At 75.6% G+C, this 13,132-nt stretch carries 10 protein-coding genes and 1 pseudogene; 3 read left to right on the top strand and 8 right to left on the bottom strand.

The window, feature by feature from the left end; translation table 11 throughout:
* A pseudogene (locus tag CAE01nite_RS18220) lies at positions 1–434 on the top strand (hypothetical protein); the annotation flags it as partial.
* Positions 435–528: 94 nt separating this feature from the next.
* On the opposite strand, the gene CAE01nite_RS13710 reads toward CAE01nite_RS18220, so the two are convergent.
* From CAE01nite_RS13710 to CAE01nite_RS13690, 5 genes are all read right to left on the bottom strand, one after another.
* The gene (locus CAE01nite_RS13710) at positions 529–1,701 is read right to left on the bottom strand and encodes a hypothetical protein (RefSeq protein ID WP_146905571.1); all 1,173 of its coding nucleotides are present in this window, start codon (positions 1,699–1,701) and stop codon (positions 529–531) included.
* Positions 1,702–1,772: 71 nt separating this feature from the next.
* Complete coding sequence (locus CAE01nite_RS13705) at positions 1,773–2,591, bottom strand: CPBP family intramembrane glutamic endopeptidase (protein ID WP_246131210.1); 819 nt, start codon at positions 2,589–2,591, stop codon at positions 1,773–1,775.
* A gap of 125 nt (positions 2,592–2,716) precedes the next feature.
* Positions 2,717–3,508: an SGNH/GDSL hydrolase family protein gene (locus tag CAE01nite_RS13700; protein WP_146905568.1), complete on the bottom strand. Its 792-nt coding sequence runs from the start codon at positions 3,506–3,508 to the stop codon at positions 2,717–2,719.
* Positions 3,509–3,544: 36 nt separating this feature from the next.
* Complete coding sequence (locus tag CAE01nite_RS13695) at positions 3,545–4,342, bottom strand: transglutaminase-like domain-containing protein (protein WP_146905565.1); 798 nt, start codon at positions 4,340–4,342, stop codon at positions 3,545–3,547.
* A gap of 46 nt (positions 4,343–4,388) precedes the next feature.
* The gene (locus CAE01nite_RS13690; protein WP_146905562.1) at positions 4,389–5,936 is read right to left on the bottom strand and encodes an outer membrane protein assembly factor BamB family protein; all 1,548 of its coding nucleotides are present in this window, start codon (positions 5,934–5,936) and stop codon (positions 4,389–4,391) included.
* A 175-nt stretch (positions 5,937–6,111) separates the two neighbouring features.
* Here CAE01nite_RS13690 and CAE01nite_RS13685 point away from each other — a divergent pair, with 175 nt between their 5' ends.
* Together CAE01nite_RS13685 and CAE01nite_RS13680 are read left to right on the top strand one after the other, a co-directional pair.
* The gene (locus tag CAE01nite_RS13685) at positions 6,112–7,104 is read left to right on the top strand and encodes an ABC transporter ATP-binding protein (protein ID WP_146905559.1); all 993 of its coding nucleotides are present in this window, start codon (positions 6,112–6,114) and stop codon (positions 7,102–7,104) included.
* On the top strand, positions 7,101–8,300 hold the full coding sequence (locus tag CAE01nite_RS13680) for an ABC transporter permease (protein ID WP_146905556.1): 1,200 nt from the start codon (positions 7,101–7,103) through the stop codon (positions 8,298–8,300). The genes CAE01nite_RS13685 and CAE01nite_RS13680 overlap by 4 nt, the downstream gene beginning before the upstream one ends.
* A gap of 60 nt (positions 8,301–8,360) precedes the next feature.
* Here CAE01nite_RS13680 and CAE01nite_RS13675 read toward each other — a convergent pair whose 3' ends face one another.
* The 3 genes from CAE01nite_RS13675 to CAE01nite_RS13665 form a co-directional block, all read right to left on the bottom strand.
* Positions 8,361–10,559: a SpoIIE family protein phosphatase gene (locus CAE01nite_RS13675; RefSeq protein ID WP_246131209.1), complete on the bottom strand. Its 2,199-nt coding sequence runs from the start codon at positions 10,557–10,559 to the stop codon at positions 8,361–8,363.
* An 85-nt stretch (positions 10,560–10,644) separates the two neighbouring features.
* Positions 10,645–11,640, bottom strand: a complete 996-nt coding sequence (locus tag CAE01nite_RS13670) for an alpha/beta hydrolase (RefSeq protein WP_186816588.1) — start codon at positions 11,638–11,640, stop codon at positions 10,645–10,647.
* Positions 11,637–13,067 (bottom strand): MFS transporter, encoded by a 1,431-nt coding sequence (locus CAE01nite_RS13665; RefSeq protein ID WP_146905551.1) that lies wholly within the window; start codon positions 13,065–13,067, stop codon positions 11,637–11,639. The genes CAE01nite_RS13670 and CAE01nite_RS13665 overlap by 4 nt, the downstream gene beginning before the upstream one ends.
* Positions 13,068–13,132 lie beyond the last annotated feature (65 nt).

The following is a 13,132-nucleotide window of genomic DNA, read 5'->3' as shown; positions in this document are numbered from 1 at the left end:
GAGGTGGCAACCGGGAGAACGGGATCAAGGCGGTCCGCACGGTCGTCACCGAGAAGCTGGCCGAGGGGTGGACGTTCACCCTGCCGCAGGGCGGCCTCCCGGAGGAGACGCCGGGTCCCGACCCGGTCCTCGACCCGTCGATGGCGGTCGAGCGCGTCGTCCGGGCGGGCGACGACCTGGACCTCGAGCTGACCGGCTTCGCGCCGGGCAGCACGGTGCACGTGAGCCTGGAGTCCAGGCGCGGTACCCGTCCCACGGAGACGGTGCACCTCGGTGAGGTCACGGTCGGTACGGACGGGTCGGTCACGGCCGCCCTGCCCGTCGACCGGGACGTCAAGGGCGTCTTCATGCTCGTGGCCCACTCCGGCGACGTCGAGCTGGAGGAGCGGGTCGTGGTCCGCAGGGCCCCCGCGGCGCGGGGCGCGCGGCACTGAGACCGCAGGGCCGCTCGACACAGGGGCGCGGTGCTCACCAGGGCGCCGCGCCCTGGTGCGTCCGCGACCGGGGTCCGACCGCACCGGCGCCGGGTCAGTCGAGGTCGTCGAGCTGCCGCCGGGCCGTCCTCGCCCGGCGTCGGGCGCTCTCCGCGGCGCGGGCCGCCGCCTCGCGCGCCGCCTGCGCGTGCCGCTGGTCGCGGCCGGTGGTGGTGCGCTGCGCCTCGACCTCGTGCAGCCGGGCGGTCAGCCGCTCGAGCTCCGCGGTCAGCTCGGCGTGCCGGCGGGCGAGGTCCGCGACGGCGTCCTCGGCCGCACGCAGCGCCCCGTCGGCCTCGGCGGCCGCGCCCTCGGCGAGGGCGACGTCCTGCACCGCGGCCTCCCGGCGTGCCTGCCGGGCCGCCTCGGCGCGGGCCTCCTTCGCCTGGCGGGCGGCCTCCGCGCGAGTCTCCGCCTCGCGGGCGGCCTCCGCCCGGCGGGCGGCCTCCGCCTGGCGGCCGGACTCCGCCCCGCGGCCGGACTCCGCCCGGCGGCCGGACTCCGCCTCGCGGACGGCCTCCTTCTTCCCGCGGGCCGCCGTCCTCTCCCCCGCGGTCCGTGACGCGGCCGGCTCGTCGGCCACCGTGACCCGGGAGCGCCGGGGTGGCGGGGCCGGACGCGACGGCGGGGGGACCGCCGCGGGGGAGGGTGCGGGCGTCGGTGCCACCCGGCCCGGCACCAGCACGGGCGGTGCACCGGGGACCGCGAGGGCGTCGCCGACCTCCACCGGCCCGAACCCCGTGCTCAGGAGCTCGCCGGTGAGCAGCCCGCTGCGAACGGCGGCCTCGGCGTCGGGGTCGGTCATCGCGGCGCGCAGCGTGCCCTCGACCTGCACCGCGACGGCGTCGGTCAGGGACTGCGCCACCTCGGACGCGAGCGTCTCGGCGTTCCGGCGCAGGCCCGCCATGAGCTCGTGCTGCCGTCGGTCGAGCTCGCGCAGGCGCCGGCCGTCGAGCGCGGCCTGCGCGTCGCGCAGCTGCGCCCCGAGCGCGAGGAGCTCCTCGACCTCGGCCGGACGGCGCCGCACCAGCGCGTTGACGGCCCAGGCGGCCACCGACGGCTTGCGCAGCGCCTGGACCTGCGTGGCGAGGTCGCGGTCCCCGTCGGCGCGGACCTGCTTGGCGCGGGCGTTGCGCGTCGCGGTGAAGTCGCCGGGCGGGCACGCGTACAGCTCGGCCGCCATCCCGGCGAGGTCCACGACGTCCCCTGCGGCCGCGGTCCCGGGCACGGCTGCGCTCCTGTCCTCGCTCGTCGGCCTGTCGGGCGTCACGCTAGTGCGCGTCCGTCGAGCCGTGGGGGTCAGTACACGAACACGTCGATCCAGCTGCGGTTGTGCGCGTGCACCAGGACGAGGAAGAGCACGAAGTCGAACAGCAGGTGCACGCAGACCACGTAGGTCAGGGACCGCGTGAGCTGGAAGATGTAGCCCTGCACGAGCGCGAACGCGTAGATGATCACCGGCCCCCAGGCGTGGAAGCCCAGGTCGAAGAGGAACGACGTGAAGAGCACCGCCTGGAGCAGGTTGGCCTGCCACATCGGCAGGTGCCGGCGCAGCAGCGTGAAGACCGTGCAGATGAAGAACAGCTCGTCCCAGATCCCCAGGACGTTGGTGCCCAGGAACAGCCGGGCGATCCCCTCCGGGTCCGACACCGCCGGCCAGTTCTCGTACACCCCGGTGCCGATCATGTACACGGGCAGCAGCACGTAGCCGAGCAGCGGCACCGCGACGAGGTAGCCCTTCTCGAGCCGGGTCCACCGCTCGCCGGTGCGCACCGGGAAGCGCACCGCGTGGTCCCCGTAGACCCACCGGGACACGGCGTAGGGGATCGCGACGGCGAGCACCATCGCCGTCCCCATGGTGACCATGTGGGCGTTGCTGACGTCCGTGGTAATCGGCACCAGGCTCATCACCACCAGGCCGGCGGCGATCAGGGCGAGGTCCTTGCCCAGGGCCCGGTCGACGACGAGGCCGAGCGCCACGGCCACCGCCAGGACGGCGTAGGCCACCGGACGCTGCTCGAAGCCGAAGGCGAGCAGCCCGGCCAGCGAGACGAGGCATGCGGCCGCCAGGGACGCCGGGCGCGTCGTGGCCGTCGTCGCGGTCATGACGTCGGGCATGGGGCCACCGTAGGCGCCCGACGGGGTCCGGACCTGCGGGCTGCGGACCGCGCCGTCCCGCGCCGTCGCCGTGCCGTCCCGCCCGGGTGTGGCGCGCCCGGGCGTGGCTCGCCCGGCCTGCGGCCTCAGCCGACCAGCGTGCGCAGCTCCGCCACCAGCGCGTCGGCCATGACGCCGTACCCGGCCTCGTTGGGGTGCACGCCGTCGGCGCTGATGTACTGCTCCCACTCCTCGGGGCCCGCGCCGGCGCTCAGGAGCAGGTCGCGCGCGTCGACGAACTCCGCGCCGACCGCGTCGGCCGCGGCGCGGACGGCATCGCTCACCGGGTCCAGACCCGTGGCCGTTTCCAGGGTGGTCGGGAACGGCCCCAGCACGAGGATCGCCAGGTCCGGATCCGCGGCTCTCAGGTCGCCCAGCAGCTCGCCGGCGGCGGCGCCGACCTCCGTGGGCGCGTAGCCCTGGAACGCGTCGTTCGTGCCACCGGCGACGACCACGACGTCCGGGTCGGACGCGACGACGGCCGCCACCCGGTCCGGCATCGGCCGACCGGCGCCGGAGGCGAGGAACCCGCTGCCGGAGACGCCCTCCACGACGGCGATCGGCCACCCCAGCTGCTCGGCGGTCTGCCAGGCGTACCCGCGCTCCGGCGGGGCGCCGACCCCCACGGTCAGGGAGTCGCCGAAGAACGCGATGCGCGGCGCGGCGTCGTCGGCCGGTGGGGCCGACCGGTCCGCACCGGAGGTGGCCGAGGGGGTGGGCGACGTGGCGGGGTCCTGCACCTGCTCGGGTGCGCCGGCCACCTCGGGGGCGGACGGCGAGCGCCCGGCCAGGGCGACCGCTCCGAGGCCGAGCCCGCCGGCGACCGCTGCGGTCAGGACCAGGGGGAGGGCGCGGGAACGGGTGGGGGAGTTGCTCACACAGGAGCAACGGTCAGCGCCCGCCGGCATTCCCGGTCAGCGCAGCTGGACCAGGGTGGAGCGGTCGTCGACCGGCAGGTCCCCGTCGACGACGGCACGCACCTCGTACGTCAACAGGGTGACCCAAGCGTGGTAGGTGGAGAGGAAGGCGGTGTCGGCGGCGTCGCGGCCCGTGGAGATCCGCAGCATCGTCGAGCGCGGCGCGAGCAGCGTCGGGTCGACGACGTGCCACGCGCCCTCGACGTAGGCCTCGGCCACCGCGTGGAAGTCCATCGGGGACAGCCCGGGGGCGTAGACCGCCGCCGTGCGTGCCGGCACGTCCAGCGCGCGGAGCAGGCCGACGGTCACGTGCGCGAAGTCCCGGCACACGCCCTGCCCGCCCAGCACAGTCTGGCTCGCGCCGTCGGTGGGTCCGCTGGTCCCCGGCACGTACCGCACGTGGGAGCCGACCCAGGCGGTGACCGCGTCGAGCAGCGAGCGCCCGGACAGGCCCCCGAGCTCGGCGTCGGCCAGCCCGATGATCCGGTCGGACTCGGCGTAGCGGCTGGGCCGCAGGTAGGTCAGCAGGTCCAGCGGGTCGACCGGTGGTGGGTCGTCGACGCCGTCCACGGTGGCGTCGTAGACGACGCTCACACGTCCCGCCGCCGCCTGCACCTGGTGCAGCCGCGAGCCGTGCGGCCCGGTGAGCTCGACGACGTCGAGGGGGCGCCCGCCCTGGGTGATGCTCAGCGTCTCGGTGCGGTGGTGGGCGCCGTCGGCCACCGCGACGGCGAGCGCGAGCAGGGCCGGGCCGGCGACGTCGAGCTCGAGCCCGGCATGGACGGAACGGCGCATGCCGCATCGTCACACCCGGCGGGGTCGGGTGCGACAGGGCGGCCCGTCAGCCCGGCGGCGTCAGCGCCACGAGCCGCTCGGGGGACCAGCCGAACAGCTGGCGGCCGGCGACCGTGAGCGCCGCGATGTCGTCGGCGAGGTCCGCGGTCCACCGCAGGCGCCCGTCGTCGAGCCCGTACGCGCCCAGGACCAGGCCACGGTCGCCGTCGAGCTGCGTGACGACCACCAGCCGGCCGTCGGTGACCAGGGTGCTCCGGGCCGGACGGGCGAACCGGGTCTGCCAGAGGGTGGCGCCGGAGCGCCCGTCGACCGCCACCAGCCCCTGAGGGGTGAGGCGGACGACGCGCCCGTCGAGCACCATCGCCCGACCCTCCACCTGGCCGGGCGCCGTCCAGAGCCTGGTCCCGGTCGCCGGGTCGTAGGCGGCCAGCCCGTGCTCATGACCGGCGCGCGCGAGCATCGACCCGTCCAGGGAGCCGTCGTCCGGCCACGACTCGAGCGGCCGCCCCCGCACGGTGAACACCGTCCCGCTCACCAGGTCGGTGACGCGGGTGCGCGCGTACGGGCCGCCGGTGGTGTGCGGACGGGTCAGCAGGCGGCCGCCGGTGAGGTGCGCCGTCCCCTCAGCCTGGGCCGCGACGGTGCCCGCCCACGAGCGCAGGACGTCCCCGCGCCCGTCCAGCACCCAGCCGTCGGACTCGTCCACGACCACCAGGCCCTCGACGACGTCCATCCGGGTGGACCACCCCGGGTGCCGCACGGGGAGCGGTCGCGGCGAGACGAACGCCCACCGGACCCTGGTCCCCAGGGGGTCGGTGCGGGTCACGTGGACGTACCCGTCGTCGTCCCCGTGGGCGACGACGACGTCGCCGTCCAGCGCCGCCACGGTGGTGCTGCGGTCCACGGGTCGCTGCGACACGACGGCGCCCGTGCGCGCGTCCAGCACGACGAGCCGGTCGAGGGTCGTGCCGTCGGGTGCCGGCGGGACCCGCCGGGACGGGGGGAACCGGTCCACGACGCAGACCACGACGGGGGCGCCACCCGGACCCGCGGCGCCGTCGGTGGGCGGGGCGGTGCCCGCGGGCCCGCCGGCGCCGCCGGACCGGTCCGCGCCCGGGACCACGCAGCGGATGCCCCCACCCCCGTCACCGGGACCCGACCCACGCAGGGGAGCCCGCCACACGGTCGCCCCCGTCGCCGGGTCCAGGGCGACCACGTCGGCGCTGCCCTCGCCCCCGACGACGGCGACCAGCATGCCGGCGGCCCGCAGGAGCTCGGGGCGCATCCCGCCCTCGCTCCGCCACAGCTCCGCGACCGGACCGTCGAGCGGGTGCAGGACGCCGTCCACCGCCGCGAGCGCCGCCATCGCCGACCGGGCCTGCGCGTCGGCGGCGAGACGGCCGCTGGTGACGGTCAGGACGACGAGCAGGATGCCGGCGACCCACCGCCGTGGCCGGTGGCGGGTGCCCGGTCGGCCCGGGACCGGCGCCAGGTCGTCCTCCGGCAGCGGGCGGGCCCGGGGGTGGCGGGCACCCGGCCCGTCGTGGCCCTCGACCAGCTCGACCTCGACCATCACGTGGCGCGCGGCCACCATCCCTCGATGGTAGCGAGGCGTCACGCGCGGGTCACCGGTGCGGCCGGGAGCCGCTGCTACCTTGGCCGCGGAGACCATCCACCCAGGCTGACCAGCCGGGACGTGCGGGGGCACCGGCGCGGCGAGCGTCCGTCCCCGCCCCGGCGGGCCGGCTGCAGACCCGCGGGGGACGCGCGTGAGCTCGCTCGAGATCGACCACCTGCACAAGTCGTACGGGAGCCTGCGGGCGTTGCGGGACCTGACCTTCGACGTCAAGGCCGGGGAGATCTTCGGCTTCGTGGGGTCCAACGGGGCGGGCAAGACCACCGCGATGCGGATCATGCTGGGCGTGCTCGCGGCGGACGCGGGGGAGGTGCGCTGGAACGGCGCGCCGCTGGACCTGCGGACCCGCCGGCGGGTCGGCTACATGCCGGAGGAGCGCGGTCTGTACCCGAAGATGAAGGTCGGCGAGCAGCTGCGGTTCCTGGCCGGGCTGCACGGCATGAGCCCGGCCGACGCCGACGCCGCGGTGACCCGCTGGACCGACCGCCTCGGGGTGGGGGCTCGGCGCGGCGACGCGGTGGAGAAGCTGTCGCTCGGCAACCAGCAGCGCGTGCAGCTCGCGGCCGCGCTGGTCCACGACCCGGACATCCTCGTGCTGGACGAGCCCTTCTCCGGACTGGACCCGGTCGCCGTGGACGTCATGAGCGCGGTGCTGCGCGAGCGCGCGGACGCCGGGGTGCCGGTGATCTTCTCGTCCCACCAGCTCGACCTCGTCGAGCGGCTGTGCGACCGCGTCGGCATCGTCCGGTCCGGGCAGGTGGAGGCGCTGGGGACGATCGACGAGCTCCGCCGCACCGAGCGGCCGCAGTGGCGGCTGGACGTCCAGGCCGACCGGCCCGACGTCGTGACCGCCGTCTCCGCGGTGCCCGGCGTGCTCGTCGCACCCGCCCCGGGGCGCACGCAGGCGGTCGTGGTGGAGCTGACCGACTCCGCCGTCGGTGCGGAGCAGGCCGTGCTGGCCGCCGCGATGCGGCTGGGTGCGGTGCGCGAGTTCTCCCCGGTCCGACCCACGCTGGCCGACCTGTTCCGCGACGTCGTCTCCGCGGGGGAGGCCGCCGGCGAGCCGTCGCAGGAGCCCGCGCCGGACGGCCGACGACGCCGCGACCGGCGGAAGGTGGCGGCATGACCACGCGCGGCCCGGTGGTCCTGGTGGCCCGGCGCGAGCTGCGGACCCGCATGATGACCAAGGCCAACATCGTCTCGATGGTCGTGATGCTGGTCGTGATCCTGGTCGGCGCCGCCGTCGGGCGCTACTTCCTCGAGCGCGAGGGCGAGCCGCCCACCAGCCGGGTCGCGGTGTCGGCCGGCGCCGGGGCGCTCGCACCCCAGCTGCGGTCGTCGGCGGACGCCGCCGGCCTGGACCTGGAGCTGTCCACGCTGGAGGAGGACGCCGCCCGGCAGGCGCTGGCCGACGAGCGGCTCGACGGGTTCGTCGGCGGCGACCCGGCGTCCCCGCAGCTCGTCGTCCCGGAGGGCGAGCCGGACGGCGCGCTGCTGGAGACGGTGACCGGGGCGGTCCGGTCGTACGTCGTCGCCGAGCGGATCGGCGACCTGGGCGGGGACCCGGCGGCCTTCGAGCGGGCGCTGGCATCCGCCGTCCCGCAGGTCGAGACCCTCCAGGAGGCCTCCGGCGGCGGGTTCGACGGTGCGGCCTTCGGTGTCGCCACCGTGATGATCTCGGTGCTGCTGTTCGCCCTGATCGGCTCGGGGACGATGATCGCGATGGGCGTCGTGGAGGAGAAGACGTCCCGGGTCGTGGAGATCCTGCTGTCCACCATCCGGCCGACGCAGCTGCTCGCGGGCAAGGTGCTGGGCATCGGCCTGTACGGGCTGCTCCAGGTCGTCGTCCTGGGGGCGGCGCTCGTGCTCGCCACCCGCATCCTGGGGGTCGCGAGCGACATCTCCGTCGACGTCGGCGCCGCGCTGATGTGGCTCGTGATCTGGTTCCTGCTGGGGTACCTGGTCTTCGCCCTGCTGTTCGGTGGCTTCGCGGCCCTGGTGTCCCGCCAGGAGGACATCAGCTCGGTCACCACACCGCTGATGTTCCTGCTGTTCGCGCCGTTCTACCTGACCATGTTCCTGGTCCCGAACGACCCCGACGGCACCGCGGTGAAGGTCCTGTCGCAGGTCCCGTTCTTCGCGCCGTTCATGATGCCGGTGCGGGACGCCTTCGGTGCGCTCGCGCCGTGGGAGATGCCGCTGGCGATCGCGATCTGCGCGGTGACGATCCCGGTGCTGGTGTGGCTCGCCGCGCGGGTGTACCAGCGTGGGGTGCTGCACACCGGTGGGCGGATGCGGCTGGCCGAGGCGCTGCGGGGCTGAGGCGGGCGGCCCGACGCGCGGCCGGGGAGCGACGGGGCCGGTCGTCACGGGCCCCGCGGCTCACTCGGGCTGGTCCTCGACCTCCGGGGACTCCGGCACGTCCGGCGGGATCACGTTCGGTCCGGCCTCCGGCGGGCGGGGCCGGTCCTGACGGTGCAGGCGGACGGCGACGAGGGCGACGTCGTCCTCCGGGCGCTCGGGCAGGAGCCGGGCCAGGATCTCGTCGCACAGCGTGTCCAGGTCCGCGCCGGCGAGCTCCTCCAGGGCGTCGCGGAGCGCCTCCATGCCGTCCACCAGGGACCGGTCCCGGCGCTCGATCAGCCCGTCGGTGTAGAGGAACACCGTGGCTCCCCGGTCCAGGGCCACCTCGGACTCCACCCGGTGGATGTCCGGCAGGACGCCGAGCAGCGGGTCGGCGCGCACGCCGGAGAGCACCGCGATGGTGCCGTCGGGGTTGATGACCATGGGGGGCGGGTGCCCGGCGTTGGACCAGCGCACGTGGGTGACGCCGCGGCGTCGCTCCGACCCGGTCTGCTCGATCCGCGCGACGACCGCCGTGGCGATCGTGTCGGCCTGCAGCGTGCGCAGCGCCTGGTCCACCTCCGACAGCAGCTGGGCGGGGCCCAGCCCGGTGGCGACCGCGATGCCCCGCAGCAGCGAGCGGACCTGGCCCATCTCCGCCGCGGCCGCGATGTCGTGCCCCACGACGTCGCCGATCACCAGCACGGTCGCGCCGTCGCGCTGCAGGAACGCGTCGTACCAGTCGCCGCCGACCTGGGCCGCCTGCGCCGCGGGCTCGTAGCGGACGACGATCTGCAGGTGGTCCGGCTCGGGTGGCTCGGTGAGCAGCGACCGCTGGAGGCCCTCGGCGACCTGGCGCTGCTGGCGGTACAGCCGGGAGTTGTCCAGCGCCAGGCCGGCGCGGCCGGCCATCTCCGCGATGCTGCTCAGGTCGTCGTCGCCAAACGTGCCGCGCGCGGCGCCGTTGACGAGCGTCACCAGCCCCACGGGCCCGCCGCGCCCGCGCAGCGGCACGATGACGACCGACTCGGGCGCGAGCCGGGTCAGCATGTCGAGCGCCTCGCCCGGGCGCAGGACGGTCGCGATCTGGGCGAGGGCGTCGCTCTGCAGCACCACCGGGCGCTCGGTCGCCAGCGCTCGGGCCAGGAAGGACTCCTCGCTGAGGTCGTCCATCCGGGTGGCGGCGTAGCGCGAGACGAGGTCACGCTGCGCGGGGTCGGTGTGCCAGCAGCCCACGTCCCGCAGGCCACGGCGGGCGCCGGCGTGCTCGTCGTCGTCGACCAGCGACACGATGCACCAGTCGGCGAGGCGGGGGACGAGGATCTGTGCGAGCCGGCCGACCGCCTCGTCGCCCTGCAGCGTCTGGGTCAGCTCGGTGGTGACCTCCGCCAGCAGCGCGGCACGGGCCGCGCTCTGCTCGGTCTCGTACCGGGCCAGGCGGTTGGCGGTGACGTCGACGAAGTAGACCCACAGCCCGTCCGGGCCGGGCCACACCTGCAGCTCGTACCAGGAGTCCAGCGGTGCGGGGTAGTAGGCGTCGAACGTGACGGGCCGGTTCGCCTCCAGCGCGCGGCGGAAGCTCGTCTCGAACGCGGACCCGGCAGCGAGCGGGAACAGCTCCCAGATGTTGCCGCCCAGCAGCTCCTCGCGGGAGCGGTCCAGCAGCCGCTCCGCCTCGGCGTTGACGTAGGTGAAGGTCCAGTCCGGCCCGAGCGAGTAGAACGCGGTCGGGATCGCCTCCAGGACCCGGGCGACGGCCGCGCCCCCGTCCTGGCGGTGGGTGCTGTCGTAGGCCGCGCCGAGCATCCGGGTCGCGACCCCGTTCTCGTCGCCCAGCGCGCGCCCGCGGGCGGCGACCCAGCGGGTGACGCCGTCGGGCAGCACGACCCGGAACTCCGCCTCGTACTCGCCGCACGTGGCGATGGCCTGGTCCAGCGCGTGCGTGACCCGGGCCCGGTCGTCCGGGTGGAGCGCGGCGTCGAAGCCCCCGATCGTCCGGTCGAACGTCGTGGTGTCGTAGCCGAAGAGGCTGATGAGCTGGTCGTCCCAGCTCAGCACACCGCCCACCAGGTCCCAGTCGAACGTGCCGATGCGCGCGGCGGCGATGGCCAGCTCACCCAGGACGCGGTCGGGGCCGTCGTCGTGGGCCGTCACCGGCGCAGGACCGGTCGCCTCCGCCTCGAGGGGGTGGTCGCCGGTCACCGCGGTCGGGTGGCCGTCGGCCGGGTCAGGGGACACGCGCGCTCCAGCTCACGGGCGCGGGCGGTCCGCGCGTCGCCGCACATCCTCGCCGATCCGCGGGTGGCCACGCACACGGCGGCGCTCACCGGGTCAGGTGCCCGTCCAGCCAGCCGAAGACGGTGTCGAAGAAGCTTGTCCGGGCGGGCTCGGCGGACAGGCTCAGGTCGTGGATGCCGTCCTCGATGCGCACGAGGGTGACGTCCGGTCCCAGCCGCGGCGCGCGCGCGGCGATGTGGTCGACGTCCAGCACGGTGTCCTGGCGGTCCAGGTCCGGGTTGTCCTCCCGGTTCGGGCCGCTGCTCGCGGCGGTGCACACCAGCACCGGCACCGCGATCTCCAGGCCGCGGGCGAGCCGGGCGTGCCCGCGCCGGACGGCCCGCAGCCAGCCGGCCCGGGCCGGGATCCCGGCGGCCGCCTTGAGGTCGAGGTCGTACTCCCACTGCCCGCCGTGGTCCACGTGCAGCCGTCGCGAGTACGGCGACCCGCCCTGGGTCAGCACGCGCTGCGGGGCGAGCGGGCCGAGGGCGTCCACCAGCCGGGTCGAGACGACCCGGTCGAACCAGGGGGCGTTGAGGTCGAACCACGGGCTGTTGAGCACCAGGGCGTCGACCCGGCGGCTGCGCCGCACGCTGTGCGCGAAGAGGCTCGCCAGCAGCCCGCCGGTCGAGTGGCCCATGAGCACGAGCCGGTCGTGCCCCAGGTCGCGGACCATCCGGCTCGCCGCGTCCAGCTCGGGCAGGTACTCGCGGAGGTCGGTGCAGTAGTGCGGGGTCTGCCACGGGCGCAGCGACCGTCCGCACTTGCGCAGGTCCAGGGCGTAGAAGTCGTACCCGTGCTCCTCGCTGCGGTCGGCCAGGTGGGCCTGGAAGAAGTAGTCGTTGTACCCGTGCAGGTACAGCACCGCCGGGCGGGCGGACCCTGCCGCGCCCGCCGTGCCGGACCCCTGCGCGGCACCGGGCCGGCGCCGCACGAGCGTGGCGACCACCGGACCCTCGGCATCGGTCCCCAGGCTCAGCGTGGTCTGCTCCCAGTCCGCCCCCAGCGGGTCCGCGACCCAGGTCGTCGTCGCGGTCCTCACGGCGTCGCCTCCGCGGGAGCGCGCCCGGCGACCCGGATCGGCAGCAGCAGGGCCAGGCCCAGCGCGAGCACGAGCATGAGCCCCACGATCCCCCAGTGCTGCGATCCCGACACCACGACGAAGGTCGAGAAGGCGAGCGGCGCCAGGAAGCTCGCCGCGCGTCCGGTGGTCGCGTACAGCCCGAACACCTCGCTCTCCCGACCCGGCGGGATGACGCGCGACAGCAGGGAGCGGCTGCACGACTGCGCCGGGCCGACGAAGACGCAGAGCATGAGGCCGAACACCCAGAAGACGCCCTGGCCGCCGTCGTGCAGGAAGAAGACGGCGGTGCCCGCCACGAGGAGACCCACCAGGGCGGTGACGATGATCGCCTTGGGGCCGACCCGGTCGTCCAGGTGGCCGGCGACGATGGTCGACACCCCGGCGACGACGTTCGCGACGATGGCGAACAGCACGACGCCGCTCGCGCTGAACCCGAACGTCCCCGAGGCGATGACGGCGCCGAACGTGAACACCCCGGCCAGGCCGTCGCGGTAGACGGCGCTGGCCAGCAGGAACCACAGGGTCGGACGACGCTCGCGCCACAGCGCCGCGATGTCGGCGAACAGGCGGCGGTACGAGGCGACGATCCCGGTGCGCGCGCGGCGCGGGTGGGGCGGGGCCTCGGGGACGGCGAGCAGCACCGGGACGGCGAAGACGGCGAACCAGACGGCGGAGAGCAGGACCGACAGCCGGACGTCCAGGCCGTCCTCGCCGGTGACCCCGAACCACCCCACGTCGGGGTTGATGAACCCGACGAACAGGATGAGCAGCAGCACGATGCCGCCGAGGTAGCCCGCGCCCCAGCCCAGGCCGCTGACCCGCCCCCGCGTGGCGGGGGTGGAGACCTGCGACAGCATCCCGTTGTAGTTGACCCCGGCCAGCTCGAAGAAGACGTTGCCGACGGACAGCAGGACGATGCCGAGCAGCAGGTTCTCGGTCAGCGACCCGGGGTCGGGGCGCACGAGGAACATCGCGGCGCAGATCACGACGGTCACCGCGGTGTGCACCGCGAGCCAGCGCCGTCGTCGCCCGGCGTCGTCGGAGCGGGCGCCGATGACCGGTGCGAGCAGGGCGATGAGGAGCCCGGCGACCGTCAGGCCCCAGCCCAGCCAGGCCGAGTGCTGCGCGAGGACGGCGTCCAGGGCGGCGGTGGCGGGCCCGCCCGCGTCGCCCTCCCGCGCCGCGGCCGCGACGGTGGCGGGGTCGGCGAAGGCGTCGCTGGTGAGCCAGCGCGTGAACACGAACGTGGTGACGACGGCGTTGAAGGCCGCGGACCCCCAGTCCCACAGGGCCCACGCCGCGACGTGACCGCGCAGGGGTGCCGGTGCGGCCGGGACGGCGGGGGAGGCGGGGACGGCCGAGGGCACGCCGGACTCGTGACTCACGGCGTCAGGGTATCCGTCCGTGCAGGTCAGCGCCGGTTTTCGCGGCGCTCGGGGGGAATGCGCGG

The organism is Cellulomonas aerilata (assembly GCF_007991755.1).
GTDB lineage: Bacteria > Actinomycetota > Actinomycetes > Actinomycetales > Cellulomonadaceae > Pengzhenrongella > Pengzhenrongella aerilata.
This window is presented reverse-complemented; position numbering and strand designations above follow the sequence as displayed.